The 24,984-nt window shown below is 72.8% G+C and carries 23 protein-coding genes; 13 read left to right on the top strand and 10 right to left on the bottom strand.

Annotated features, from left to right (window positions below; translation table 11 throughout):
• Positions 1–14 precede the first annotated feature (14 nt).
• Together purU and ACIBEC_RS15530 are read right to left on the bottom strand one after the other, a co-directional pair.
• Positions 15–881 (bottom strand): formyltetrahydrofolate deformylase, encoded by an 867-nt coding sequence (gene purU, locus ACIBEC_RS15535; RefSeq protein WP_396287942.1) that lies wholly within the window; start codon positions 879–881, stop codon positions 15–17.
• A gap of 135 nt (positions 882–1,016) precedes the next feature.
• Complete coding sequence (locus tag ACIBEC_RS15530; protein ID WP_360494580.1) at positions 1,017–1,529, bottom strand: hypothetical protein; 513 nt, start codon at positions 1,527–1,529, stop codon at positions 1,017–1,019.
• Between the two features lie 175 nt (positions 1,530–1,704).
• Between ACIBEC_RS15530 and ACIBEC_RS15525 the strand changes: the two genes are divergently transcribed.
• The gene (locus ACIBEC_RS15525; protein ID WP_360494583.1) at positions 1,705–3,003 is read left to right on the top strand and encodes an ABC transporter substrate-binding protein; all 1,299 of its coding nucleotides are present in this window, start codon (positions 1,705–1,707) and stop codon (positions 3,001–3,003) included.
• Positions 3,004–3,123: 120 nt separating this feature from the next.
• Here ACIBEC_RS15525 and ACIBEC_RS15520 read toward each other — a convergent pair whose 3' ends face one another.
• Positions 3,124–4,341, bottom strand: a complete 1,218-nt coding sequence (locus ACIBEC_RS15520) for a hypothetical protein (RefSeq protein WP_360494586.1) — start codon at positions 4,339–4,341, stop codon at positions 3,124–3,126.
• Between the two features lie 194 nt (positions 4,342–4,535).
• A complete protein-coding gene (locus ACIBEC_RS15515) occupies positions 4,536–5,912 on the bottom strand; it encodes a transcriptional regulator (protein ID WP_360494589.1) in 1,377 nt (458 codons plus the stop codon).
• Positions 5,913–6,227: 315 nt separating this feature from the next.
• Here ACIBEC_RS15515 and ACIBEC_RS15510 point away from each other — a divergent pair, with 315 nt between their 5' ends.
• Positions 6,228–6,929, top strand: a complete 702-nt coding sequence (locus ACIBEC_RS15510) for a bifunctional DNA primase/polymerase (RefSeq protein WP_360494832.1) — start codon at positions 6,228–6,230, stop codon at positions 6,927–6,929.
• 605 nt (positions 6,930–7,534) lie between these two features.
• Here ACIBEC_RS15510 and ACIBEC_RS15505 read toward each other — a convergent pair.
• The gene (locus tag ACIBEC_RS15505; protein ID WP_360494591.1) at positions 7,535–8,227 is read right to left on the bottom strand and encodes a metal-dependent transcriptional regulator; all 693 of its coding nucleotides are present in this window, start codon (positions 8,225–8,227) and stop codon (positions 7,535–7,537) included.
• A gap of 221 nt (positions 8,228–8,448) precedes the next feature.
• Here ACIBEC_RS15505 and ACIBEC_RS15500 point away from each other — a divergent pair, with 221 nt between their 5' ends.
• From ACIBEC_RS15500 to ACIBEC_RS15490, 3 genes are all read left to right on the top strand, one after another.
• Positions 8,449–9,213: an SIS domain-containing protein gene (locus ACIBEC_RS15500; protein WP_360494594.1), complete on the top strand. Its 765-nt coding sequence runs from the start codon at positions 8,449–8,451 to the stop codon at positions 9,211–9,213.
• 181 nt (positions 9,214–9,394) lie between these two features.
• On the top strand, positions 9,395–10,480 hold the full coding sequence (locus ACIBEC_RS15495) for a DUF4231 domain-containing protein (protein ID WP_360494597.1): 1,086 nt from the start codon (positions 9,395–9,397) through the stop codon (positions 10,478–10,480).
• Between the two features lie 23 nt (positions 10,481–10,503).
• Positions 10,504–11,358 (top strand): alpha/beta hydrolase, encoded by an 855-nt coding sequence (locus ACIBEC_RS15490; RefSeq protein ID WP_360494600.1) that lies wholly within the window; start codon positions 10,504–10,506, stop codon positions 11,356–11,358.
• 10 nt (positions 11,359–11,368) lie between these two features.
• Here ACIBEC_RS15490 and ACIBEC_RS15485 read toward each other — a convergent pair whose 3' ends face one another.
• The 4 genes from ACIBEC_RS15485 to ACIBEC_RS15470 form a co-directional block, all read right to left on the bottom strand.
• Complete coding sequence (locus ACIBEC_RS15485; protein ID WP_360494603.1) at positions 11,369–12,334, bottom strand: D-glycerate dehydrogenase; 966 nt, start codon at positions 12,332–12,334, stop codon at positions 11,369–11,371.
• A gap of 37 nt (positions 12,335–12,371) precedes the next feature.
• The gene (fxsT, locus tag ACIBEC_RS15480; protein ID WP_396287941.1) at positions 12,372–16,379 is read right to left on the bottom strand and encodes an FxSxx-COOH system tetratricopeptide repeat protein; all 4,008 of its coding nucleotides are present in this window, start codon (positions 16,377–16,379) and stop codon (positions 12,372–12,374) included.
• Entirely contained in the window at positions 16,376–17,842 is a 1,467-nt protein-coding gene (locus ACIBEC_RS15475; RefSeq protein ID WP_360494606.1) for a TIR-like protein FxsC, read from the bottom strand. The genes fxsT and ACIBEC_RS15475 overlap by 4 nt, the downstream gene beginning before the upstream one ends.
• A gap of 184 nt (positions 17,843–18,026) precedes the next feature.
• Positions 18,027–19,556 carry a serine/threonine-protein kinase gene (locus ACIBEC_RS15470; protein ID WP_360494609.1) on the bottom strand — a complete coding sequence of 510 codons (1,530 nt, stop codon included), beginning with the start codon at positions 19,554–19,556 and terminating at the stop codon, positions 18,027–18,029.
• Between the two features lie 23 nt (positions 19,557–19,579).
• Here ACIBEC_RS15470 and ACIBEC_RS15465 point away from each other — a divergent pair, with 23 nt between their 5' ends.
• Complete coding sequence (locus ACIBEC_RS15465; protein ID WP_360494612.1) at positions 19,580–19,774, top strand: DUF397 domain-containing protein; 195 nt, start codon at positions 19,580–19,582, stop codon at positions 19,772–19,774.
• A 3-nt stretch (positions 19,775–19,777) separates the two neighbouring features.
• On the opposite strand, the gene ACIBEC_RS15460 is transcribed toward ACIBEC_RS15465, so the two are convergent.
• Positions 19,778–20,707: a WYL domain-containing protein gene (locus ACIBEC_RS15460; protein WP_360494615.1), complete on the bottom strand. Its 930-nt coding sequence runs from the start codon at positions 20,705–20,707 to the stop codon at positions 19,778–19,780.
• A gap of 64 nt (positions 20,708–20,771) precedes the next feature.
• Between ACIBEC_RS15460 and ACIBEC_RS15455 the strand changes: the two genes are divergently transcribed.
• The 7 genes from ACIBEC_RS15455 (at position 20,772) to ACIBEC_RS15425 (ending at position 24,879) form a co-directional block, all read left to right on the top strand.
• Entirely contained in the window at positions 20,772–21,293 is a 522-nt protein-coding gene (locus ACIBEC_RS15455; RefSeq protein WP_360494618.1) for a hypothetical protein, read from the top strand.
• The gene (locus ACIBEC_RS15450; protein WP_360494621.1) at positions 21,290–21,832 is read left to right on the top strand and encodes an NIPSNAP family protein; all 543 of its coding nucleotides are present in this window, start codon (positions 21,290–21,292) and stop codon (positions 21,830–21,832) included. Before ACIBEC_RS15455 ends, ACIBEC_RS15450 begins: the two co-directional genes overlap by 4 nt.
• A gap of 206 nt (positions 21,833–22,038) precedes the next feature.
• Entirely contained in the window at positions 22,039–22,701 is a 663-nt protein-coding gene (locus ACIBEC_RS15445; protein ID WP_360494624.1) for a DUF4097 family beta strand repeat-containing protein, read from the top strand.
• Positions 22,702–22,727: 26 nt separating this feature from the next.
• Positions 22,728–23,513 carry an alpha/beta hydrolase gene (locus ACIBEC_RS15440; protein ID WP_360494627.1) on the top strand — a complete coding sequence of 262 codons (786 nt, stop codon included), beginning with the start codon at positions 22,728–22,730 and terminating at the stop codon, positions 23,511–23,513.
• A gap of 67 nt (positions 23,514–23,580) precedes the next feature.
• A complete protein-coding gene (locus ACIBEC_RS15435; RefSeq protein WP_360494630.1) occupies positions 23,581–23,811 on the top strand; it encodes a hypothetical protein in 231 nt (76 codons plus the stop codon).
• Positions 23,812–23,999: 188 nt separating this feature from the next.
• A complete protein-coding gene (locus tag ACIBEC_RS15430) occupies positions 24,000–24,578 on the top strand; it encodes an RNA polymerase sigma factor (RefSeq protein WP_360494633.1) in 579 nt (192 codons plus the stop codon).
• Positions 24,559–24,879: a hypothetical protein gene (locus ACIBEC_RS15425; protein ID WP_360494636.1), complete on the top strand. Its 321-nt coding sequence runs from the start codon at positions 24,559–24,561 to the stop codon at positions 24,877–24,879. The genes ACIBEC_RS15430 and ACIBEC_RS15425 overlap by 20 nt, the downstream gene beginning before the upstream one ends.
• The last annotated feature ends 105 nt before the right edge of the window (positions 24,880–24,984 follow it).

The following is a 24,984-nucleotide window of genomic DNA, read 5'->3' as shown; positions in this document are numbered from 1 at the left end:
GGCTTGGGCGCGGTTTACGCGAAGACGACCGTACGGGCGCCGTCGAGCAGCACCCGGTGCTCGCTGTGCCACTTCACCGCGCGGGCCAGCGCCTGGCACTCGACGTCCCGGCCGAGCGCGACCAGCTGGTCCGGGCTGACGTCGTGGGTGACCCGGGCCACCTCCTGCTCGATGATCGGGCCCTCGTCCAGGTCGGCGGTGACGTAGTGCGCGGTGGCGCCGATCAGCTTCACGCCGCGGGCGTGTGCCTGGTGGTACGGCTTGGCGCCCTTGAAGCTCGGCAGGAAGGAGTGGTGGATGTTGATCACGCGGCCGGACAGCTCGGTGCACAGCTGGTCGGAGAGCACCTGCATGTAGCGGGCCAGCACGACCAGTTCGACGTCCTCCTTGGCGACCAGGTCCAGCAGCCGCTGCTCGGCCTCAGCCTTGGTGTCCCTGGTGACGGGGATGTGGTGGAAGGGGATCCCGTAGCTCTCGGTCAGGTCCCGCAGGTCGGTGTGGTTGGAGACCACCGCGACGATCTCCACCGGCAGGGCGCCGATCCGGGTGCGGTACAGCAGGTCGTTCAGGCAGTGCCCGAACTTGCTGACCATGAGGACGATCCGCATCCGCTCCTCGGACTGGTGGATCTGCCAGTCCATCGCGAAGGAGGCACCGATCGCGGCGAAGCTGGCCCGCAGCTTGTCCGCGGTGACCGGCTCGGGGGCGGAGAAGTGCACCCGCATGAAGAAGAGCCCGCTGTCGCCGTCCCCGAACTGCTGGCTGTCGATGATGTTGCAGCCGGTCATGAAGAGGTAACTGGACACGGCGTGGACGATGCCCTGCTTGTCCGGGCAGGACAGCGTGAGGACGTACTGGGCGCCGGCCGGCTGCTGTTCCACTGGGGGTATCCCGTTCTGAGTTCGTGACGTGCGTGGACGGTCCAGCGTGTCACATCCTGGACAGCCGCCGCCCCGCTGCCCGTACTGCGGGACGGCACCGTCCGGCCGGAGCCCGGCCGGGGTCGGACCGGGGTCTCAGACCTGGGTGAGGATGCGCAGCACGTCCAGCGACTTGGGCGTCGCGTCCGGGTCGTCCCCGTCGTTGGCGGCCAGCAGCACGTGCGCCTCGCGGGCGGCCCGGACGGCCTCCGGCCAGCCGGGGTGGCCGAGGTAGGCGGAGGCCGGGGCGTCCGCGCCGACCTCGTGCAGCATCTGCACCGCCCGCAGCACCGCGACGTCGACCACCGCGGCCTCGGCGGAGTCCCGGAAGATCGTGCCCACGTACTTCTCGGCGGACCAGCGGTCCAGCCAGGTGTCCTCGACCAGCCGGTACACGGCGTCGGTCACGTCCCCGTACCCCTCCCGGCCGGTCAGCCAGGCCTCCTGCTGGAAACCGGGGTCGGACAGCATGTGCAGCGCCGAGCGGAGTCGGGCTCGCCAGCGCCACCAGGGCAGATCGTTGAGCATGCCGCCCATCGTGCTGGAGCGGTGGCCCGGACGAGAAGGGTTTCGGGCGGACCGGTGCGAAGAATCTGTGCTGACGGACATGGTGAACGATCGTACGTTCCCCGTCTGTTCGTACTCCACTCGCGATCTACACGCGTACCGATCCGGATTTCAGCCGCCGTTTGCCGACCGTTCGCACTTCTGCCCTCTCGGCGTGTGGCACCGGGGCTTGGCTGGATCCGGTGCGCCGGAGTGCGCCCAGAGAGAGGGAAGATCGATGACCAGCCGAAGGGACTCGTTCCAGGGCCCTCCCCCGATCGTGCGGCGTCGCCGCCGACGCCCGATCGCCGCCGCCGCGACCGCCGCGGCGCTGCTCCCCACCCTCCTCTCGGCCTCCGCGTGCGGCGGACCGGCCGATGCCGCCGGCGGCGACGACCTGACGGTCATGACCTGGGCCCCGTCCGGCACCCGCTCCGCCGACCGGCCGGGCATGACCGCGCTCGCCTCCGCCATCGGCCAGGACGTCAACATCAAGGGCGGCCTGAACGGCCACCGGCTGCGGGTGATCACCTGCAACGAGCACAACAGCGTCGAGGGCGCCCGTGCCTGCGCCCAGCAGGCGGCGGACGCCAAGGCCGTCGCCGTGATCGGCTCCTACAGCCAGTGGGGCGAGGCCTTCATGCCGGTGCTGGAGCGCGCCGGCATCCCGCTGATCGGCGGGTACGGGCTCTCCCAGCCCGAGTTCTCCAGCCCGCTGTCCTACCCGGTGGACGGCGGCCTGCCGGCGCTGATCGCGGGCAACGGCCGTCAGCTGGTCGAGGCCGGCTGCAAGGCCGTGGCGCTGGTCCGCCCGGACACCCCCGCCGGTGACAACCTGCTCGGCTACCTCGGCGGCGCGCTGCGGCCGGCCGGGATCAAGCTGCTGGACGTCAAGGCGCCCGAGCAGTCCTCCGACTACACCCCGGTGGCCCGCAAGGCGCTCGGCAAGGACGAGCCGGGCAACTGCGTCACCAGCGCGCTGGCCGCCGAGCCGACCGGCAACCTGCTGGACTCCTACCGGCGGCTGAACCCGAAGAACACCCGGATCGCCTCGGTGATCGGCAGCGTGCAGCAGTCGGTGGTCGACTCCACCGGCGGCGACCCCGGCCCGCTCGGCGGCGCCTACGTCACCAGCTGGTACCCGCCGGAGTCGGCGAAGATCTGGGACGGGCTGCGCTCGGTGGTGCGTGCCGACACCACCGGCGGGAACACCATCGACGTCTCCGACCCCGGGGTGCAGACCACCTGGGTCTCGTACGAGGTCTTCCGGACGGTGGCGCAGAAGCTGGCGGAGGCCGGCAAGCCGGTCACCTCGAAGACGGTCACCGGGCTGCTGGACGCCGGAGAGGGCATCGACACCGGCGTCACCCCGCCGCTGAGCTGGGGCACCACCAACATGCTGCCCAGCACCGAGTCGCCGCGGCTGGTGAACACCTGGGTCACCTACCAGGTGGTCAAGAACGGCCGGATGACCCTGCAGCAGCCGGGCTTCGTGGACGTCCGCTGGGTGCTCACCGGGGGCCGTCCGCCGGCGTGACGCGAGGGGCGGGCCCGTCGCGGCCCGCCCCGATTCGGTCCGTCCGGCGTCTCCCGCGGCTCGGGTGCCTCCCGCGACTCCCGCGAGTCCCGCCGGTCCCGGACTCCCACGACTCCCGGGTTACAGGTCGCCGTCGCCGCGGTTGGGCAGGCCGGTCTGGCCGGCGATCGTGTTCCAGAGCGTGGAGGCCTGCTTCTTCGCGGTGGTCGCGGTGCCGCTGGCCTGGACGGCGTTCTTGTAGTGCTGGTTGTCCTGCTTCTTCGCGTCGCAGGAGGCCTGCGCGTCCTGCGCCCAGGCCGCGTACTCGTCGTCGGCCTGGGCCGAGGCGGTCCACGCCGCGTTCAGCTGCTCGACCAGCTGCTGGCCGCCGGGCAGCTTGTCCGTCTTCAGCTGGCCCAGCTTGGTCTGCAGCTCGCGGCGCTTGCCGGCCGCGGCGGTGAGGGCCTGCTGCGACTCGGGCAGCTTGTCGCACTTCTGCACCGAGGCGACCGCGGAGACCACCGAGGTGCGGCTGTCGCTCGCGGTGCCCAGCAGGTCCGACAGCGGCTGCGCCTGCGCCTTGACGTCCGGGTCGACGGCGGCGCCGGAGCCGCTCCCGCTCGCCGTGCCGGGGACGCCGGTGGTGGTGGCGGCCACCGGGGTGGTCTTCGTGCCGTCCTTGGTGTCGGTGCCGCCGCTCATCAGGACGGCGACCAGGATGCCGGCCGCCGCGCAGCCCGCCACCACCCCGCCGATGATCAGCTTGTTGGACGGGCGACCGCCGCGCCCCGACCCGCCGGCCTGGGTCGCGTCGAAGCCCTGCCCGCGATCCGGGGCATAGCCCTGGCGCTGGTCCTGGCCGTAGTCCTGCGCCGGGTAGGGCGGCTGGGCCTGCGCGGCCGGCGGGTACGCCTGGTAGCCGGGCGCGGGCTGCTGCTGCGGGAAGCCGGGCTGGGCCTGCGGCACCGGGTAGCCGCCCCCCTGCGGGTCACCGGCCGGGTACGGCGGCAGGTACTGGGTCTCCGGGGCCGGGTCGGCCTGCGGGACGCCGTACCCGGGCTGCGGCGCACCCCACGGGGCCCCGGGCACGGGCGTCGGCTGGCCCGGCATCGCCTGGCCGGGCATCGGCTGCGCGGGCACGGCCTGGGTCGGCAGCGCGTGCCCGCCCTCCCCGAGGTACTCCGGCTGCCCGGACGGCTGCCCCACCGGCGGCACCGCGGAGTGGCCCTGCGGCTGCCCCGGGAACTGCTGCTGGCCCTGCGGCTGGCTCGACTGGCCCGGCGGCTGGCCGGGCTCGGGGCGGAACAGGTCGTCCAGGTTGAAGTCACCCGAGTTGGGGTACGAGCGGCGCTGACTCAACGCGATTCCTCACCTGTGCAGGACCGCGCGCTGACGGCGGACCACATCTCGTCGGTTCTTGGGAGCATCACAGTTCCTTGGACGTCGCGCCCACGCTACCGGTTCACCTCACCGGGTGACCACGCGGGCGGGACATCCGTCACGCTCCCTGCACAGACGATCCGTGGCCGCCGCCGGATCAGGCCGCCGCCGGGTCAGGCCGCCTCCGCGTCCGCCCTGGCGTGGAACTCGCGGACCACCCGCTGTTCCCGGTAGGGCTCCAGCCGGCGCCGGAACTCGTCCAGGTACTCCACGCCCCGGTTGGAGCGCAGCCCGCTCAGCAGCCGGACCGCCTGGGTGCCCGTCTCGCAGGCGCGTTCCAGGTCCCGCTGCTGCAACTGGGCGGTGGCCAGCAGCACCAGGTCCACCGCGCGGCGCCGGACCCGGGTCGGCGGGTGCAGGTCGAGCGCCCGGCGGGCGTAGTGCTCGGCCGGGCCGGCCTGTTCCAGGTCCCGGTGGCAGTGGGCCAGCTCGTCGGCGAGGTAGGCGTCGTCGAAGTGGACGATCCAGTCCGGGTCGTCCTCCGGGCGGCGCTTCTCCATCATCTCCAGCGCCCTGGCCGACACCGCCTCGCAGGAGCGGGCGTCGCCGAGCAGGGCGTGGCCGCGGGCCTCGGCGGCGTAGAACATCGCCATCGCCGTCGGGGTGGCCACCGACCGGGCGCCCTCCTGGGCGGCACGGGCGAGTTGGGCGATCTCCCGCGGGTTGCCGAGGGTGGCCGCCAGGTGGCTCATCGAGGCGGCCAGCACGTAGCCGCCGTAGCCGCGGTCGTCGGCCGCCTGGGCGAGCCGGAGCGCCTGGATGTAGTAGCGCTGGGCCAGCCCCGGCTGGCCGGTGTCCACCGCCATGTAGCCGGCCAGTTCGGTCAACCTCGCCACCGCGGCGAAGAGTTGACGGCCGGTCTCCTCCCGGTAGGCGCCGCCGAGCAGGCCGGAGACCACCGAGTTGAGGTAGTGCACCACCACCGGGCGCACGTGCCCGCTGCCGAATCGGTGGTCCAGGTCGACCAGCATCGCGGTGGTCGCCTTGATCGCGGCCACGTCGGTCGGGCCGACCCTGGGGCCGCCGGTGCGCGCCACCACCGGGTCCGGCGGGGTGATCAGCCAGTCCCGGCTGGGCTCCACCAGCGCCGAGGCGGCGACCGTCGCCCCGGTCAGGAAGTCCCGCCGGCCGACGTCGCTGCGCCAGAGCTCGCAGACCTGCTCCAGGGCGGCGCCCAGCGTCGGCGCGAACTGCAGCCCGATGCCCGAGCTCAGGTTCTTGCCGTCCGCCATGCCGATCTCCTCGACCGACACGCTGCGGCCGAGCTTGCGGCCCAGGGCCTCGGCGATCACCGCCGGCGCCTGCCCGCGCGGCTGCTGACCGCGAAGCCAGCGGGCGACGGAGGTCTTGTCGTACCTCAGGTCCAGACCGTGCTCGGCACCGCAGAGGTTGACCCTCCGGGCCAGGCCGGCGTTGGAGCAGCTGGCCTCCTGGATCAGTTGCTGCAGACGCTCGTTGGGCTGTCGTGCGACGAGTGGTCTCGCGGCCATTGGGCTTCGCCTCCCCACACCCTCCGGTCCCGGCCGGCGGGCGACGATTCTGCTGATCTGTTGCCGACTGTCCGACCGTCCAAGGAATCTGACACCAGGTTAGCGATCAGCAACGCCAGCGGGATACCCACGGTGACGATCCGCACCCCCCTTGCGCCCTGGGAAATGCTCCCGTGCGCCCCCGCTGCGCCCGCCCTCGGCCGCCCCAACTCGGTCGAGTAACCGGAACGGGTGACATTGCCGGGATGCGCCCAACCGGGCACCGTCGGGCCGTAACCAGGCTCACACACGGTAGTTGAGCAGCGCGTGGAAGACATCCCCGACGCCTCCGGCCAGGACAAGAACGCCGGTCTGCCCCCGCTGCTCATCGAAGCCGTCGGCTACGCCGAGAACCGCCACTGGGAGGTGGCCCCGGGTGCCTGGCTGATCGACGGCGACGGGCCCGCCCGCTGCTCCTGCGCCGACCCGCGCTGCACGCTGCCGGGCGCCCACCCGATGGACGCGGACTGGGCCCGCAAGGCGAGCGCCGGGCCGGGCGCGGTGCGGCGCTGGTGGACCGAGCGGCCCCAGGCCTCGATCCTGCTGCCCACCGGCCGCTCCTTCGACGTCCTGGACGTGCCGGAGACGGCCGGCTGCCTGGCGCTGGCCCGGATGGAGCGGATGGACCTCCAGCTCGGCCCGGTGGCGGTGCTGCCCGCCGCACCCGGGCGGATCGGCCGTCGGCTGCACTTCCTGGTACTGCCCGGGGTCGCGGCCAAGCTCCCGGAGATGCTCCGCAAGCTCGGCTGGCCGCCCGGCCGACTGGACCTGGTCGCCCGCGGCGAGGGGGACTGGACGGTCGCCCCGCCGTCCCGGATCGGCTCCACCGGGTACGCCCAGTGGGCCCGCTCCCCCTCCGCGCTCAACCGCTGGCTGCCCGACGCCGCCGAGCTGATCAGCCCGCTCGCGTACGCCTGCGGCCGCGAGTCGCCCGCCCACCACGGCGCGCAGGCCGCCCAGCCGGCGGTGGTGGGCTGAGCGGGGCCGCTCCCCGGCCGGTTCACCTCCCCCGAACGGCCGCCCTGCGCCTATCGGGCGAGGGCGTGCACCGCGCGACACAACGCGCGCGAGTGACGGGCCTTGTCTCCCACCGGAGGCAGGGCCCGTCATATGTATGTCCGGATGGCGCGCGTCCGGACGGCACCTGCCCGGATGACACCTGCCCCGACGACGCGATTCCGGATTGCGCAAGTCCGGATAAGGCTTCGGTGTACCCGCTGGTCAACCGCAGAAGCCCCTCGTACGAGTGACAGCGCTCAAGGATTGCCATGATCGGCCGAGGGGAGGAATTGCGGTGCGGGGGGATGCCGGAAGGGGCGCTCGGACGGGGAAGCCGGGCGAGGCGCCGGAGGGGAACCCCGGGAGGGAGCAGGGAGGGAGCAGGGAGGGAGCGGAGGGGAGCAGGGAGGGACGGGGAGGACGAGTCGGGGGCGCGGCCGGGGGGGGGGGGGGGCCCCCCCGGCGCGCGGGGGGGGCGGCGCCGGGGGGGGGGGGGGCGGGGGGTGGGGGGGGGGGGGGGGGGGCGGGGGGGGCCCGGCGGCGGGCCCCCCCCCCCCCCCACTCGGCCGTACGGTGTCGGCGCCTCAGGGCTGGGCGACGAAGACGTGCTGGGCGATGTCCTTGCCCAGCTCCGCCGCGGTGTCCCCGGTGCCGACCAGCAGACCGGCGACGCCGGCATTCACCTTGACCGTGGAACCCGGCCGGACGCCGGCCCGGCGCAGGGTGCTCATCAGCGCGCTGTCGGTCTGGATCGGCTCGCCGATCCGGCGGACCACCACGTCGGCCCCGGCCTCGCCCGGCTTGACGGTGTCCAGCGGGACGAGCCCGGCGTCGAAGCCCTCGCCCTCGGCCTTGGTGTCACCCAGCTCGTCCAGGCCCGGGATCGGGTTGCCGTACGGGGACTGGGTGGGGTGGCCGAGCATGGCGAGCACCTTGCGCTCGACCGTCTCGCTCATCACGTGCTCCCAGCGGCACGCCTCCTCGTGCACCTGCTCCCACTCCAGGCCGATCACGTCGACCAGCAGGCACTCCGCGATGCGGTGCTTGCGCATGACGCGCACCGCGAGGCGGCGGCCGTCCTCGGTGAGTTCGAGGTGACGGTCCCCGGCAACCTGGAGCAGGCCGTCGCGCTCCATCCGGCCGACCGTCTGGCTGACCGTGGGACCGCTCTGTTCCAGGCGCTCCGCGATCCGGGCGCGCATCGGGACGATGCCTTCCTCCTCCAGCTCCAGGATGGTGCGAAGGTACATCTCAGTGGTGTCGATCAGCCCAGACATCGCCGCTGGCTCCGTTCTTCGGTGTCCTCATCGCCAATTCTGACGTACCGAGGCGACAACCGGGGCCGCCCGGGGGCTTCGGGTACGGGATTTCGTTCCTGTTGACAGCGGTACGGCCGGGACGCGACCGTGCTGGCCGTAGCTTTCTCCACCGGCGGTCTGGACCACCAGGACCGCCCCACCCGGCCGGCTCCCTCACCGGCAGAGAGCGGAGGCACCCGATGAACGACCTGGTCGGCAGGTACTTCGACGCCGCGATCGCCCACCTCCAGCGGGTGCGCGAGGAGGAGGCCGACACCATCGAGGCCGCCGCCGCGCTGCTGGCGGAGGCGATGACCGAGGGTCGCCGGGTCTTCACCTTCGGTGCCGGACATTCCTCGCTGCCGGCCCAGGACGTGGTCTACCGGGCCGGCGGGCTGGTCCCGATGAATCTGCTGAACGTGCCCGGGACGACCGGGGTGACGGTGATGCCCGCTCCCCTGTCCAGCGCCCTGGAGCGGGTCTCCGGGCTGGCCACCGCGACCCTGGACCTGACCCCGGCGAGCACCGGCGACCTGCTGTTCGTGATCTCGCTGTCCGGCCGCCAGGTCATGCCGGTCGAGCTGGCCCGGTACGCCCGGGACCGCGGCCTGAAGGTGATCGGGGTGACCTCGCTGGCCTACCCGGAGGAGGTGCCCTCGGCCCACCCCTCCGGCACCTACCTGAAGGACCACTGCGACGTGGTGCTGGACAGCAAGATCGCGGTCGGCGACGGAGAGCTGACCCACCCGGGCGCCGAGACCACCTTCGGCCCGGTCTCCACCATCGTGACCAGCGCACTGATGCAGGCCGTGGTCGCCTCGGCGGTCGGCCGGCTCGCCGACCGGGCGGCCGCCGGGGAGGCCCCCGCCCCGCCGCTGTTCCGCTCCGGCAACGTCCCGGGCGGCACCGAGTGGAACACCCGGCAGATGGCCGACAACGCCGAGCGGGTCCTCTACACCTACTGAGCCGCACCCGCCGAGCCCCGGGGCGCCGCGCACGCTCGGTACCGGAACGAACACGGGGAGTCCCGGACAATCCACCGGGCCTTCCCGGCCATTGCGGGCCGCCCCCGGCCGCGCCAGGCGTACCGGGAAGCCGCCCGGGGCAGGAGAGCGGTGCGACCGGAGCGACGGGTGGGGGCCGAACATGGCGTCTGGTGCGGGACGAACCGGCTGGGTGCGCGAGCGGGACCTGCTGCCCGAGTTCTTCTGGGCCGCCGACGCGGCCTCGCTGCGCGGCCAGCGGCGCTCGGTGCTGCTCTCCGCCTGGGAGCTGGTCCTGCTGGTGGTCGCCGCCGCGACCGGCTCGGCCGACGGCGAGCCCTGGGCCTGGCCGGCCGCCGGCGCCTACCTCGGCGCGGTCGCGCTGGCGGTGGTGATCAGCCGGCAGAACCCGCAGGGCCTCTGGTACGAGGGCAGGGCGGCCGCCGAGTCGGTGAAGACCCTGGTCTGGAAGTACGCCGTCCGGGCCGACGCCTACCAGCCGCCGCCGCGCACCCTGCCGGACGCCGAGGGCCTGTACCGCTTCCAGCTCGGCCGGGTGCTCGGCGCCTTCCGGGACAGCCCGGTGGCCGTGCCGGGGAGCGGGGCCGGGAGCGGGACGGGGAGCGAGGCGGGGGGCGAGGCCGGGAGCGCGGCGGAGATCACCGCGGCGATGCGCGACCTGCGCGAGCAGCCGCTGGCGGTGCGCCGCGAGGTGTACCTGGGCGAGCGGATCCAGGTGCAGCACGACTGGTACCGCGCCAAGGCCCGCTACTGCGCCCGGGCCGGCCACTGGGCCGGGGTGCTGGGCGTGCTGCTGCCCGCGCTCGGGCTGGTGCTCGCGCTGCTGCGGGCGCTCGGCGCGTTCACCTACGACGCGCTGGGCACCGTCTCGGCGGTGGCCGCCTCGGTCACCGCCTGGGCACAACTGCGCCAGTACCGGCCGCTGGCCGCCGCGTACGGGCTGGCCGCCGAGGAGCTGGCCCAGATCCAGCGCCAACTCGCCGAGCTGGACCTCGACGCGCCGGAGGCCGAGGAGATCTGGGCCCGGCTGGCCCGGGACGCCGAGGACGCGATCTCCCGCGAGCACACCACCTGGCAGGCCCGCCGGGAGGTCCGCACCACCACCGACCGGGAGGACGAGAACGACCGGGAGGACGAGGACCACCGGGAGCACGAGCACCACCGGGGGCAGGGGACCGACCCGGAGCACCGACCCGCCCCGGAGCACCGAATCGACCGGGAACACTGAGGAGGCCGCAGGTGTCGTTACGGATGGTCAAGACCGCGGACGACCGCGCCCTCGCGGTCGAGTCCCTCGGCGACCCACGCGGCCGACCGGTGTTCCTGCTGCACGGCATGCCCGGCAGCCGGGTCGGCCCGCACCCGCGCAGCACCGTGCTGTACCGGCTGGGCGTGCGGCTGATCTCGTACGACCGGCCCGGCTACGGCGACTCGACCCGGCTGTTCGGCCGCCGGGTGAACGCGGCGGCGGCCGATGTACGGGCCATCGCGGACGAGTTCGGGCTGGACAGCTTCGCGGTGCTCGGCCGCTCCGGCGGCGGCCCGCACGCGCTGGCCTGCGCCGCGCTGCTGCCGGAGCGGGTCAGCCGGGTCGCGGTCCTGGTGGGCCTCGCGCCGCGCGACGCGGCCGGCCTGGACTGGTACGCGGGGATGACCCCGTCCAACGTCCGCGCGTACCAGGAGGCCGAGCGCGGACACGGCCGGATCGCCGACGCGATGGAGTTCCGCTCCCGGCAGATCAAGGACGACCCGGTCCGGCTGCTGAACGGGCTGCGCACCGAACTCTCCCCCGCCGACCGGGCGGTGGTGGCCGACAGCGGACTGCGGCGGATGCTGCAGAGCAACTACCGGGAGGCGTTCCGGCACGGCGCGGACGGCTGGATCGACGACGTGCTGGCCTTCACCGCCGACTGGGGCTTCGACGTCGGGTCCGTCCGGGTGCCGACCTGGCTCTGGCACGGCGCCGACGACCAGTTCTCCCCGGTCGACCACTCCCGCTGGCTGGCCGACCACATCCCGGACGCCGAGCTCTTCCTGGAACCCGGCGCCGCGCACTTCGGAGCCTTCCGGGTGATGACCACCGCCCTGGCCTGGGCAGCGGGTTAGCCCTACCGGCTCAGGGCCGCACCGGGGTGACCGGCGGTTCGCCGTCGAGCACTGCCAGGATGTTGTCCACCGCCAGGCCGCCCATCGCCTGTCGGGTGGCGACGGTGGCGCTGCCCAGGTGCGGGGCCAGGACCGCGCGCTCCTGGGCGAGCAGCGCGGACGGGACGGCGGGCTCGTGCTCGAAGTTGTCGACGGCGGCGGCGAACAGTGCGCCGGACTCCAGCGCGGCGGCCAGCGCCTCCTCGTCCACCACGCCGGCGGTCATGCTGACGACCACCGCTCCGTGCGGCAGCAGGGCCAGCCTGCGGGCGTCCAGCAGGTGCCGGGTGGCGTCGCCGAGCGGGCAGGTGACGACCAGCACGGTGGAGGTGGCGAGCAGGTCCTCCAGCGGCTTCCAGTCGGCGCCCTCGGCCTGCTCGGGCGGCAGTTCGCGGCGGTTGTGGTAGCTGACCGGCATGTCGAAGGCGCGGGCCCGGCGGGCGACCGCCTGGCCGATCCGGCCCATGCCGAGCACGCCGAGCGGGGTCCCGGCCAGTTCCAGGCCGAGCAGGAAGGTGGGCGCCCAGGTCCAGGGCGTGCCGGAGCGCAGCAGCCGTTCGCCCTCGCCGAGGCGGCGGGTGGCGGCCAGCAGCAGGGCCCAGGCCATGTCGGCGGTGGCGGTGGTGAGCACGCCGGGGGTGTGGGAGACCAGCACGCCGCGCTCGGCGCAGGCGGCCAGGTCGACGTTGTGGTAGCCGACCGCGTGGTTGGCGACGATCCGCAGGCCGGGGCCGGCCGCGTCGAGGAACTCGCCGTCGACCCGGTCGTCCAGGGTGGTGAGCACGGCCTGCCGGCCGCGGACGGCGGCGAGCAGCTCGGCCCGGTCCATCGCCTGGTCGGAGTCGTGGCGGGTGACGGCGTGGCGGGCGGTGAGCCGTTCGATGACACCGGGCGCGAGGCGCCGGGTGACCAGGACCGGAGGCGGGGTGGTGGCCATGGCTCGGCAGCGTACCCCGCCCCGGTCCCGGGAGGTCTTACACCGGCTGCGGCTCCAGGTCGCGGTTGATCCGCTTCCACCCGCGCGCCGACACCGTGTTGGGGTGCTCCTCGCCGAACTGCCGGATCAGCTCGGCGATCGACCGCGCCCGCAGCTCGGCGGCCTGGGTGTGCCGGCCGGCCGTCCGCAGGGTGACGGCCAGGTTGGCTTCGCAGGCCACCGCGTCCGGGTGCTGCCCCGAGTAGCGCTCGCACAGACCTTGGTGGGCGGCCCTGCCGAGCTGTTCGGCGAGCGCCAGCTGCCCGTCATCGCCGTAGGCGTTGGCCAGGTTGATCATCGCGTTGAGGGTGTAGGGGTGTTCCGGTCCGACCGAGCGGGTCAGTCCCTCGACGGTGAGCCGGCCGCGCTCGATGGCGCCCTGGACGTCGCCGCTGCCGCGCAGGTAGATGCCGAGGTTGTTGGCGCAGGCCAGGGTGAACGGGTGTTCGTCGCCGAACAGCCGCCGGTGGCCTTCGAAGACGGTGGAGCAGAGGTCGCGGGCGGCTTCCTTGTCGCCCGAGGCGCTGTGGTCGGCGGCCAGGTTGAGCGCGCAGGCGAGGGCGTCGGGGGCGTCGGCGCCGTAGCGCTCCAGGTAGCGCTCGTAGGTCTCCTTGGTGATCCGGCGGGCCTCGGCGAGCTGGCCGATGCGGCGCAGCGAGACGGCCAGCGACTTGGCGTTGCGCAGGTTCTCCGGGAGGTCCGGGTCGAGGACGTCGCCGAGGTCGGAGGTGACTTCCTGCAGCAGGTCCACCGAGCCCCGGTAGTCGCCGAGTTCGCGCAGGTCGCGGGCCAGGTTGGACTTGGTGGACAGGGTGTAGGGGTGTTTGGGGCCGAGGACGGCGGTGCGCCGGTCGAGGGTCTCCTGGTCGAGTTCGCGGGCGGCCTCGCTGTCGCCGACCAGCCGGTAGTCGATCGCCAGGTTGTTCGCCATGGAGAGCGTGCGCGGGTTGTCGTCGCCGAACAACTCGCGGAACTGGTCGAGGATTTCGCGGTCGAGGTCGAGTGCGGCCTGGAACCGGCCGAGGGCCCGGCGGTCGGCGCCGAGCGAGCCGGCCGTCATCAGGGTGTACGGGTGGTGCTCGCCGAGCAGCGCCTGCTGGCGTTCCAGGGTGGACTCGTCCAGGGCCAGCGCCTCGGCGTAGTTGCCTTGGGAGCGCAGCACGTTGGCGAGCTGGAAGCGCAGCAGCAGGGTCTGCCGGTCGTCCTCGCCGAGTTTGCTGGTCCACTCCGCGTCGAGGGCGTGGCCGAGGTCGCGGGCGCGGTCGAGTTCGCCGCGCTTCCACAGGTAGCGGACCCGGTCGATGAGCAGCTGGCGGGTGTCGGCCTCGTCGCAGTTGTGGGCCCTGGACGGCGACAGGTGTGGCCAGATCTCGTCGAAGGCGGGCCAGTTGGCCGGGTCGTCGGTGTCGCCGAGGACGGGTCGGGCGCCGGTGAGGATGCGGTGCACCTCGTGGACGGCGATCTCCTGCTCGTCGGCGGTCATGCCGGCCCGGATCACCGCCTGGACCAGGCGGTGCACCTGGAAGCTGTTGCTGCCGGCGTCGACCTTGGCCAGCGCGTACCGGCCGATCGCCTGGATGACCTTGCCCAGCATGAACTTGTCGCTGAGGTCGGCGTCGTACTTCACCAGCGCCCGGATCATCTGGTCGCTGTAGAAGAGGTTCATCGAGATCGGCTCGGGCGCGAAGAACGCGCACAGTTGCAGCAGTCGCACCGCTGCCGGGGACTGCTGGCGCAGCCGTCCGATGGAGACGTTCCAGGTCGCGGCGACCGGGGTGGGGTAGTCGGCGGGGCGGCCGACGGCGAGTGCGCGGGCGGCTTCGGCGTGCAGTTGGGCGACGTAGGTCTCCACCGGGGTGCCGGTGGTGTCCAGCCAGGCGGCGGCCACCTCGACGGCGAGCGGCAGGTCGCCGACGGCTTCGGCGACCCGGTCGGCGTCGGGCCGGGAGAGGCTGCGGGCGCGTCGGCACAGGTGTTCGACGCTCTCGCCGCGGGTGAAGACGTCGACTTCCAGGGCCTCGGCGTGCCCGGTCCAGGCCTGGTTGCGGGAGGTGACCAGGATGTGGCCGGAGCCGCCGGGGAAGAAGCGGCGGATCTCGGCGGGTTCGTCGGCGTTGTCGAAGATCAGCAGCCAGCGCGAGGTGGGTACGCCGCGGCGCAGTGCCTCGCGGGCGGCCTCGGCGGCCTCGGTCACCGAGTCGCCGACCCGCAGGCCGAGCCGGCGGGCGAGTTCGGCGAGGGCCGGGGCGACCAGCTCGGTCTGTTCGGCGTCGATCCACCAGACCAGGTCGTAGTCGGACATGAAGCGGTGGGCGTACTCCAGCGCCACCTGGGTCTTGCCGACGCCGCCGAGCCCGTACAGGGTCTGCGGGGTCGGCAGGACGGCCGCCATGCCGCCGCGCAGCTGGTTGCGCAGCTGTTCCAGGACGGCGGCGCGGCCGGTGAAGGAGGGGTTGCGCGGCGGGACGTCCCACACCGACGGCTTGCTGCCGGGGAAGCGCGGCCCACCGTTGGGCGCGTCTTCGAGCGGGACGTCGCCGCGGCCGAGGGCGCGCAGCAGGCTCTGGATCGACTGCGTCTCGTCACGGCCGACCAGGTCGACCGGGTTGCGGTTGCTGAACGGCGCGGTGAGCCGCACGTCCCCGACCCGGACGGGCAGCAGCTGGCGCCTGGTCCCGGACGGGTCGGAGCTGACCACCGACTCCCACAGCGCCCGGGCCTGCGGGGAACGCTGGTAGGCGGGCGAGAGCACGGCGACCGTCCGGAACGCCGAGTCGATGCCGCGCTCGGTCTCCTCGCGCGGGTCGGTGCCGGCGCTGAGGTCGCGGGGCAGCACCCGGAAGCCCGCCCGGGTGAGGACGGACTCAATCCAGTCCGCCCACATCCGGTCCTCGGGGACGTAGGAGAGGTAGAGGTCGGCCGGGACGGACGGGCGGCGGCGGGTGAACGCGTCCACGTAGCGCAGCCGGACCGCCTCGTCCATCGGCGGCAGGCCGGGGGCCCGGCCGTCGGTGAGCATGGAGGTCAGCCGCTCACAGGCGGCCAGCATCGAGGTCGGGGTGCCGGTCTGGTCGCCGAAGGTCGCGAGGATCTCCTCGTAGGCGTAGAACGGCCGGTACGGGATCTCCACCGAGCCCCAGTACGCGGCAAGTTCCTCGCCGTTGAAGCCGGCGGGCAGGCCGTCGAAGCGGACCCGGGCGAGTGCCCGGCCCGCGTCCGCCTTCTCCTTCTCGCCCTCGTCGATGCGCATCGGGACGGGCAGGATGCGGATGCCGCGCTCGCGGTAGCGGTCGTGGATGTGCTGGGCGATCCGGGAGGCGCCGTCGATCGACTGGTCGCTCAGGGTGAAGCAGACCACCAGGTCGTCGGGCATCTGCACGGTGCAGATCTCGGCGATGTCGGACAGGCCGGTGCGGGAGTCGATCAGCACGTAGTCGTAGCGCTTGGCCATGTCGGCCTTGAGGGCGTCGAAGAACTGCCCGCCGTCGAAGCGGTCGTAGAAGATGTCCCAGTCGAGGTGGGTGACGGCCTCGGAGTAGTCCCGGTTGAACTGGCCCGCGGAGAGGAAGTCCAGGCTGCCGGTGGACGGGAAGTGCGGCCAGGTGAGCGACAGCGCGTGCGGGTGCACCCGGGCGAAGTCCAGGTGCCAGCCCTCGGCGTGCTCGACCGGCCGCAGCGCCTCCTCGCGGTACTCGGCGATCAGGTCCATCATCCCGGTGGTGCCGGCGAGGGAGGCCGGGTCGAGGAAGGGGTGGAAGAACTTGGCGAGGCCCGGCGCCTCCAGGTCCCAGTCCACGGTGAGCACCCGGAAGCCGTTGGCGGCCAGGATCCACGCGGTGTTGGCGAGGGCCATGGTGCGGCCGGTGCCGCCCTTGTACGAGTAGAAGGTGATGATCCGGCCGTTGCGGTCCTGCTCCGCGGCCCGCCGCTCGGCCTCGCGCTGGGCGACCAGATCGGCGGCGGTGAGGCCTCCGAGGCGGAGGTTCCTGGTGCGGTTCTCGGTCATCGGTTTCCTCGTCCTCCCAGGGGCGCCATCCCGTCATCGGGGTCATCGCCGTCGTCGCGGTACGGGTCGTGCTCGCGGTACGGGTCACCGCCGTTGTTCCGGTCGCGCCCGCGGTGCGGGTCGCCGCCGTTGTTCCGGTCGCCGCCGTTGTTCTCGTCCTGGGCGAAGGGGTCCTCGCCCGAGCCGTCCGGCCCCGGCCCGCCTCCCCCGCGCCGGAACGCGTCCCGCAGACTCGGCCGGGGCGGCGGAGGTTCCTCCGGCTCGGCCCTGGTACGGCCCTCGAAGGCGTACTTGGCCTTCATCGCGGCCCGGGGCAGCGCGTCGTCGAAGTCCTCCAGCGAATGCAGCCCGGTCGCGCGGGCCGGGCCGGTCGCGCCGAGGAAGCTCGGACGGCCCGCCCGCCGGGTGATGCGCAGCGTGTCGTCGCTCAGGTCGCCCAGCTCGCCCGCGCTTTCCTGGCACTCCGGGTCGTCGGCGTTCCACGGCTCCAGCACGCTCACCCAGGTGGCGTCCGAGCGGTCGAAGCGCCGCACCAGTTCGCGCCGGCGCGGATCGCGCAGCGCCCACCGGTCGAGCAGCAGCAGGCCGGGGGCCTCGGCGTTGCCCTCGATGATCGACGCGGCCTCGTCGTCGAACTCGTGCACGGTCGGTTGGAACCCCAACTGCCGTGCCAGCCGCACCGCGTGCTGCGCGATGGGCGAGCCGACCGGCCGGTACGGATGCCAGTCGGTGCGCCGCTCGCCGTAGTAGTCGGGATTGCGGCCATCCGGCAACTCGCCCTGGTGGTAGGCGAGTACCGAGATCCGCAGCTGCCTGGTCGGGGCGGTCACATTGAACGCACTGGGGAGGGAGTTGAATTCGAGACGCCGCCCGACCGGGATCACCGTCTCCTCCGCCACCTGCACGATCCGGGCCGCCAGGCGGTGCACGGCCAGCTCGTACGCGGAACGGAAGTAGGTGAGCTTCATCAGCGCGTACAGGCCCTCGGTGGCGTAGTCGGGCCCGAAACTCGCGTGGTTGAACTGGAGTTCACTGGCCACCTTCGGCAGCCGGTAACGGCTCATCGGCGCCCACAGCACCGGGACGATGCCGCTGGTGCGCTCCGAGTCGAGGTTCGCCGGATAGACCGGACGACGGGTGAAGGCGTGCCATTCCTGACCGCACGGCACGCTGTTGAAGTACCGGGGGGAGTACAGCGGGACGAACACCCGGCAGCTCGCCAACTCGTCGGACAGCCGATCGGCCCACAACTCGCCCTGGTGCATGGACTCGTCCATGAAGCCCACCGGCACCCCGTCCGGGGCGGTGGTCAGCTGGAGCACCGCCTCGCAGAGGTCCCGGTACAGCTGCCGGACCCAGTGGTTCGGGTCGCCGGCGCCACGCGCACCGGCTTTCGGGGTGTGCGCGTAGGAGAGGAAGAAGTACGGCCGGGTGTCGTCCTCGTCCCAGCCCCGGTCAGTCACACGCGCCTCCCCCGGGCCCGTCGGCAACCTGCCTCCCGCAGCCCCCGTGCGGCGGGGCTTCAGTGTAGGAACGACTGACACCCCAATGGAATAGCACAACGACTCGCACGAATTGACATGACCGAAACGATGCCGCCGCGGCAGTCGACCGACGGCCGGTTGACGAGGCCGATCGGGCCGACGGTCAACCGAACCGCCCGATCCGTTCGGCGTAGACCGCATGGCTCCTGCGGGACATGACCGTGAGCCGATGGGACGGCCCCAGGACGCGCGCCCGGTCGGCCGCCACCCGCTCCAGCAGACCGGCCGCCTCCAGGTGGCGCCCCGCCTCGCCCAGGTTGCACGCGTGGTTGTGGCGGGCCGTGAGCGTGTGCGGATGATCAGGACCCAGGACACGCGCTCGGTCGGCCACCACCCCTTCCAGCAGCACCGCCGCCCGAGCATGCTGCCCTGCCTGACCCAAGTAGTAGGCCTGGTTGTGGCGGGCCGTGAGCGTGTGCGGATGATCAGGACCCAGGACGCGCGCCCGGTCGGCCACCACCCGCTCCAGCAGCGCCGCCGCCTCCAGGTGGCGCCCTGCCTCACCCAGGTTGTACGCGCGGTTGTGCCGAGCCTTGATGGTGTCCGGGTGGTCGGCGCCCAGGACGCGAGCACGGTCCGCCGCCAACCCGTCCAGCAACGCCGCCGCCTCCCCGTGGCGCCCCAGCCGACCGAGGGAATTGGCCAGGTCGTAAGTCACGGTCAGTTCCCCCGCGGTGGGGAGCCGGTCGTCGGTGGCGCCCGCGAGGGCCTCGGCGGCAGCGAGCGCCGACGGGGGGCGGCCGGCCGGGCTCTTCGCGAGGAGCTGGAGCAGTAACCGGTCGAGGCCGTGGGGCAGGTCGGGCCGGTGCTGCCGCAGCGGCACGGGCGGCTCGTACATGTGGGCGGCCGCGAGGGCCGCCGGATTCGCATGGATGCCGAACGGCGGCGCACCAGTGAGGAGTTCGTACAGCACACAGCCGAGCGCGTACAGGTCCGCACGGCCGTCGACGCTCTCGCGCCTGGCCTGCTCGGGGGCCATGTAGGCGGCAGTGCCGATCATGTATCCGTCAGGGGTGAGCTGGGTGTGGTTCCCCTGCAGGTAGGCCGCGATGCCGAAGTCGAGGACGACGACAGCCTCGGTACCGTCGACACGGCGGGTGAGGAAGAGGTTGGCGGGCTTGATGTCGCGGTGCACGACGCCCTCGCGGTGCGCCACAGCCAGCGCCCCGCAGACCTGCATGCCCCAGTCCACGACTTCCGCGACGCCAGGACGCCGGCCAGACTTCAGCAGCGCGGCGAGCGACTGCCCGGCGAGGAGGTCCATGACCACGAAAGGCATCGGCAGCCCGGCCTCCAGGTGGATCCCGCAATCGTGGACACCGACGATGTTCGGATGGTGGAGCCGGGCGGTGAGCCGCGCCTCCCGCTGGAAGCGGGCCTGCTCCGCACTGTCGTCCATGCCGTCGAAGCGCGGCAGGATCAGCTTGACGGCGACATCCCGGGCCAGCCTGGTGTCGTGGGCACTCCAGATTTCGCCCATGCCGCCCGACCCGATGCGCTCGCCCATCCGGTAGCGCCCACCGATCACCGCGCCCTGCATCGACAACCCCCGCCGCCGTGTGATGTCCGGGTAAACCGTAGTGGCTTCCCAATCCCATGCCGCTCTGCTCGCGGATATTGTCAGCACGTCCACCACAGGACCCGAGGAAGGCAACCGTGGAACACCTTGAGTGGCAGAGGTCCAGCACCAGCGGCGACCAAGCCAACTACCTGGAGATCGCCTCCGACGGCGACCTCGTCTACATCCGCGAATCGAACAACCCCACCCACATCGTCACCACCACCCGCGTCAAGTTCGACGCCTGGGTCCGGGGCGCCAAGGCCGGCGAGTTCGACCACTTCGTCGCCTGAGGATCACCCCGGATAGCGGGCGGCCAGTGCCCGTACCGTCGCGGCGACGCGGTCGCGAAGTTCGGCCGGTTCCAGTACCTCGACGTCGGCGCCGAGCCGCAGGAACTCGCCGTGCGCGTGGTCGACCGACTCGATGGGCACCCGGGCCTCCGTCCAACCGTCGTCCGCGGGTGTCACGCCGAGGCGGCGGGCGCCCTCCGGGGTGAGCCGGACCAGCGCCTCGCCGGTGTGCAGCCGGGCCCGGAAGTCGGCGAGGTAGGCCGTCCAGTACGAGGCGAGGTCGAAGTCGCCCTGGGCTTCGAACTCATGCTCCGTCATGGCGAGTTCGATGATCTGGTCAACGCGGTAGGTCCGCATCCCGGACGGCCCGCCGGCGACCAGGTACCAGCGCCCGGCCTTGAGCACCAGACCGTACGGCTCCACCCGCCGCTCGACCTCCTCCGGCGCCCGCCAGCGCCGGTACCGCAGGACCACCGCCCGCCGCGCCCACACCGCTGCGGCGACGGCGGCCAGGTGCGGGGTGTCGTCCGGGTCGCCGTACCAGCCCGGGGCGTCGAGCAGGAAGCGCTCCTGGATCCGCCCGGCCTGCTCGCGCAGCTCGGCCGGAAAAGCGGCCCTCAGCTTGAGCTGGGCGGCGGCGAGCGCCTCACCGAGTCCGAGTTCGGCGGCCGTGCCCGGGAGCGCGGCAAGGAAGGCGGCCTGCGCCTCGTCGGCGGTCAGCCCGGTGAGGCGGGTGCGGTAGCCGTCGACCAGCCGGTAGCCGCCGGCGTGTCCGGCGTCGCCGTACAGCGGGATGCCGGCGGCGGCGAGCGCCTGGACGTCCCGGTAGACCGTACGGACCGAGACCTCCAGCTCGCCGGCCAGCTGCTCGGCCGTCATCCGGCCCCGGTTCTGGAGCAGCAGGAGCAGGGTGACCAGCCGACTCGCGCGCATGCCGCCCAGTATCCCCGGGTCCACTGACAGTGGATGTCAGTGGAGTGCCCCTAACCTGCGGCTCATGAACGACTTCGACTTCCTGCACGGCACCTGGAACGTGGCCAACCGCCGCCTCACCACCCCGCTCGGCGGCCCCGGCACGGGCACGGGCACGGGAACCTGGGAGGAGTTCCCCGGCCATGCGGTGATCCGGCCGCTGTTCGGGGGCGCCGGGAACATCGACGAGATCACCTTCCCCACCCTCGGCCGCCGGGGCGTCACCCTGCGGCTCTTCGACCGCGAGACGGAGCAGTGGTCGATCCACTGGTCGGACAGCCGGACCGGCCGCCTGGACCCTCCGGTGGTCGGCGGCTTCACGGGCGACCGCGGCGACTTCCACGGCGAGGACACCTACCAGGGCCGCCCGATCCGGGTGCACTTCACCTGGCACCGGCTCGGCCCGGACACCGCCCGCTGGGAGCAGGAGTTCTCCGCCGACGGCGGCCGCACCTGGGAGCACAACTGGACCATGGACTTCACCCGCACCGGACCGGCCCTGGGCGGCCTCGGCGACCTCGGCGGTCTCGGCGGTCTCGACGCATGAGCATCGTCGAACTGCGCCAGTACACCCTGCGCCCCGGCGCCCGGGAAACCCTGATCGAGCTCTTCGAGCGCGAGTTCGTGACCGGACAGGAGGCGGTCGGCATCGCCGTCGGCGGCCGCTTCCGCGACCTGGACGACCCGGACCGCTTCGTCTGGCTGCGGGCCTTCCCCTCCATGTCCGAGCGCCGCCGCTCGCTGGAGGCCTTCTACTACGGCCCGGTCTGGCGGGAGCACCGCGAGGCGGCCAACGCCACCATGGTCGACAGCGACGACGTCCTGCTGCTGCGCGGCCCCGGCTTCACCCCGCGTCCGGGCGCGCGCGAGGTGCTCGCCACCGTCTGCCACCCCGCCGACGCGGCCGCCTTCGACGCCTACGCCGCCCGGCACCTCGCCCCGGCCCACGCGTTGCACCGCACCGAACACGCCGAGAACGACTTCCCCGCCCTGCCCGTCCGCACCGGCGAGGACGTCCGCCTCTGGTTCGGCCCCGCCCTACCGGCCCCCTGGCCGTTCCGGCGGCTGCGACTGAAGCCCGTATAGCGTTCATCCTCACGCCATTGCAATGAACAAGACGCATGACGTTGCGTTAGCTGCAGGTCTATTGCAATGATTTCCCGGCAACTACCTGCAGCGATGCATATTTTGCGCAACGAATGCGTTGCCTGATCATCGAACGCAACGTAGCTTTTCCATCGTCAGAAACGGCGGGCGCACGGAGCGCCCGCCGCCTCACGAAGGAGAGCACGATGCAGAAGTTCGACACCCCCGCCGCGATCACCGCCGTCCTGGACATCCCGGCCGGCCGCGTCCAGCTCATCGCCGCCGACCGCACCGACACCACCGTCGAGATCCGGCCCGCCGACCCCGCCAACAACCGCGACGTCCGGACCGCCGAGCAGACCACCGCCTCCTACGCCGACGGCCTCCTGCGGATCCACACCCCCGAGGCCAAGAACCCGCTCTTCGGCGCCGGCTCGGTCGAGGTCACCGTCCAACTGCCCGCCGGCTCCCACGTCGAGGCCACGACCGAAGCCTGCGAACTGCGCGTCGTCGGCCGCCTCGGCGACCTCGCCTTCGACGGCGCCTACCGCCAGATCAAGATCGACGAAGCCGAGAGCGTCCGCCTCACCGCCATCGACGGCGACATCGAGATCGGCCGCCTGGGCGGCCCCGCCGAGATCACCACCGCACGCGGCGACATCCGCATCACCCAGGCCACGCGCGGCACCGTCACCCTCGACACCCAATCCGGCTCCATCACCGTCGGCGCCGCCCCCGGCGTCTCCGCCGCCCTCGACGCCGCCACCGGCTACGGCCGCATCGGCAACGCCCTGCGCAACGACGGCACCACCACCCTCGACATCCGCGCCACCACCCCGCACGGCGACATCACCGCCCGCAGCCTCTGAGCCCCCGAACCCCGGAAAGGAACGCCATGAGCATCAAGCACCCCTCCTGGACCGGCAAGGTCCCGGTCGACGACACCGCCCTCGCCGTGACCGACACCGGCGGCCCGGGCCAGGCGATCGTGTATCTCAACGGCTCCTACGCCGACCAGTCGCACTGGAAGCACGTCATCGCCGAACTGGGTGACGGTTACCGGCACATCACCTTCGACGAACGCGCCCGCGGCAAGTCCGGGACCTCCTCCGACTACTCCTTCGAGTCGTCCGTCCGCAGCCTCGACGCCGTCCTCACGGCGCGGGGAATCGAGCGGCCGATCCTGGTCGGCTGGTCCTACGGCGCCATGCTCGCGATCCAGTGGGCCGCCCGGCACCCCGACCGTGTGTCGGCGGTGGTGTCCGTGGACGGCGCGATGGCGCACGAGTGGCTCGACGACGCCACCAGGGCCCGGATCCGCACGCTGTTCCGCCGCCTGAGCCCGCTGTTCCCGCTCTGCCGCCGGCTCGGCATGGCGGCGCGGATGAGCGCCGCCCAGCACGCCGAGATCAACATCGAACTCAACGAACTCTGCGCGCCCGCCCTCCTCGACCCGGTCTTCGACCGCGTCGCCGTACCGACCCGGTACGTCCTCGCCACCGGCGGCAACCTGGGCGGCGACCCCAAGGTGATGGAGGGGATCCGCGCCGGCCTCGACCCGGTGCTCGCCCGCAACCCGAACATCAAGGTCAGCGCGAAGGTCCCGAGCAACCACTCCAAGATCCTGCGCAAGGACTTCGCCGCCATCGCCACCACGGTCCGCGAACTCGCGGCGGCCTGAGCGCCTCACCCCCGGTGGCGCTTTGAACTCGCGCCCCTCGGTGCGGATTTCCACGATCGGTGCGGTGATGTCCCGACCGGCGAGCCGCCCCGGGGCCGGATCGGCCGGGTGGATCGGGTGGAGCGCGTTCACACGACGCCGTCCGGCTCGAGCCAGACCCGCCTGCCCGACTTCTGCGGCTCCGCACCCCGGCGGCGAGTCCGACGACCCCACCGCCGTCGTCACCACCACCCGCCGCAAGCCCGGCGCCTGGATCAGCGGTGCCAACGCCGGCGCGTTCGACCACCTCGTCTCCTGACCACACACCTCAGCACCCGGACCAGAGATCGGCTGAATCCTTTTCGGCGGCCCGTGCCTCTTATGGACGTGCCGACAAACGTCGGGCACGGGATCCGGAGGTAGTCGTGGTCATCGGAATCGGTATCGCCATTGCCCTGGTGCTGCTCTGTACCTGCATGCTCGTCGTGAAGCGCAAGCGAGCCGGGCGTGGCTGACTCGTCCTGGCCGGGTGAGCAGCTGATCGCCGCAGCGCAGGGCGGCGACGTCGACTCGATCGCCGCGTTGGTGTCGGGCTCGCACCCGAACGTGCAGCGGTTCGCCCGTTCCCTCTGCGCCTCCCCGGAGGACGCGGAGGACGCGGCGCAGGAGGCCCTGATCATCCTGTACCGCAAGATCGGGATGCTGCGGGCGTCCGGTGCCCTGGCCTCGTGGATGTTCCGCATCGTGCGCAACGAGTGCCTCCGGCGGGCGCGGGCCCGGTTGCGGGACCACACCGCGCCCTTGCCGCAGGACACCCCCGTGGCCTCGGCCGAGGACGAGGTCCTGCACCGCCTGGAAGCGGGCAGGGTGGCGGCTGCGGTCGCCGCCCTGCCCCTGGACCAGCGCCGTGTGCTGATCATGCGGGACGTCCAGGGCTACAGCGGCCGGATGACCGCCGATGCGCTGGGCCTCAGCACGGCGGCGATGAAGTCTCGCCTGCACCGGGCCCGTGCGGCGGTTCACCACGCACTGCGGGGCACCCCCGAACCAGTCCTTGGAGGGAACGATGACGAAAACGAAGCATGACGTCGGCACCGGGCCCGGGGGACCCGACTTCGCGAGCAAGTCCCTGCCCGAGCACATCGTGCGCGGTGTGGTGGGGTTCGGCTCGCTGGTCGGCTCGGTCGTCCTCCTGCCGCTGGTCGGGCCGCTCAGCCTGGTTCTCCTGCCGGTCGGTCTGCTCGCCCTGCGCGGCTGCCCGATGTGCTGGGCGATCGGACTGGTGCAGACCGTCTCGCGGGGCCGCCTCCAGCGCTCCTGCGAGGACGGCCAGTGCAAACTGACCGTGGCCGGCCACGACAAGCAGCTCATCGGACCACGCACGTAGCTCCCCGAGCGGGACGAGGTGCCCGTGGCCTGACCGCCCGGGCGCGGGGTGCCTACCCGGCACCCGCCAGTTCCTCGCGAACGCGGCCCCACTGCCCGGCGGTCA

Source organism: Kitasatospora sp. NPDC051164, assembly GCF_044455625.1.
Taxonomy (GTDB): domain Bacteria; phylum Actinomycetota; class Actinomycetes; order Streptomycetales; family Streptomycetaceae; genus Kitasatospora.
The sequence above is the reverse complement of the archived record's forward strand: the minus strand, read 5'-3'. Positions and strand labels throughout refer to the sequence as shown.

Coding starts and splice junctions, on each gene's coding strand:
- ACIBEC_RS15525 (WP_360494583.1), top strand. CDS start 1,705: ATGACCAGCCGAAGGGACTCGTTCCAGGGCCCTCCCCCGATCGTGCGG.
- ACIBEC_RS15435 (WP_360494630.1), top strand. CDS start 23,581: ATGTCCCGACCGGCGAGCCGCCCCGGGGCCGGATCGGCCGGGTGGATC.
- ACIBEC_RS15425 (WP_360494636.1), top strand. CDS start 24,559: ATGACGAAAACGAAGCATGACGTCGGCACCGGGCCCGGGGGACCCGAC.
- ACIBEC_RS15485 (WP_360494603.1), bottom strand. CDS start 12,334: ATGGCCACCACCCCGCCTCCGGTCCTGGTCACCCGGCGCCTCGCGCCC.
- ACIBEC_RS15450 (WP_360494621.1), top strand. CDS start 21,290: ATGAGCATCGTCGAACTGCGCCAGTACACCCTGCGCCCCGGCGCCCGG.
- ACIBEC_RS15515 (WP_360494589.1), bottom strand. CDS start 5,912: ATGGCCGCGAGACCACTCGTCGCACGACAGCCCAACGAGCGTCTGCAG.
- ACIBEC_RS15495 (WP_360494597.1), top strand. CDS start 9,395: ATGGCGTCTGGTGCGGGACGAACCGGCTGGGTGCGCGAGCGGGACCTG.
- ACIBEC_RS15500 (WP_360494594.1), top strand. CDS start 8,449: ATGAACGACCTGGTCGGCAGGTACTTCGACGCCGCGATCGCCCACCTC.
- ACIBEC_RS15530 (WP_360494580.1), bottom strand. CDS start 1,529: ATGTCCGTCAGCACAGATTCTTCGCACCGGTCCGCCCGAAACCCTTCT.
- ACIBEC_RS15455 (WP_360494618.1), top strand. CDS start 20,772: ATGAACGACTTCGACTTCCTGCACGGCACCTGGAACGTGGCCAACCGC.
- fxsT (WP_396287941.1), bottom strand. CDS start 16,379: ATGACCGAGAACCGCACCAGGAACCTCCGCCTCGGAGGCCTCACCGCC.
- ACIBEC_RS15460 (WP_360494615.1), bottom strand. CDS start 20,707: ATGCGCGCGAGTCGGCTGGTCACCCTGCTCCTGCTGCTCCAGAACCGG.
- ACIBEC_RS15440 (WP_360494627.1), top strand. CDS start 22,728: ATGAGCATCAAGCACCCCTCCTGGACCGGCAAGGTCCCGGTCGACGAC.
- ACIBEC_RS15490 (WP_360494600.1), top strand. CDS start 10,504: ATGGTCAAGACCGCGGACGACCGCGCCCTCGCGGTCGAGTCCCTCGGC.
- ACIBEC_RS15505 (WP_360494591.1), bottom strand. CDS start 8,227: ATGTCTGGGCTGATCGACACCACTGAGATGTACCTTCGCACCATCCTG.
- ACIBEC_RS15445 (WP_360494624.1), top strand. CDS start 22,039: ATGCAGAAGTTCGACACCCCCGCCGCGATCACCGCCGTCCTGGACATC.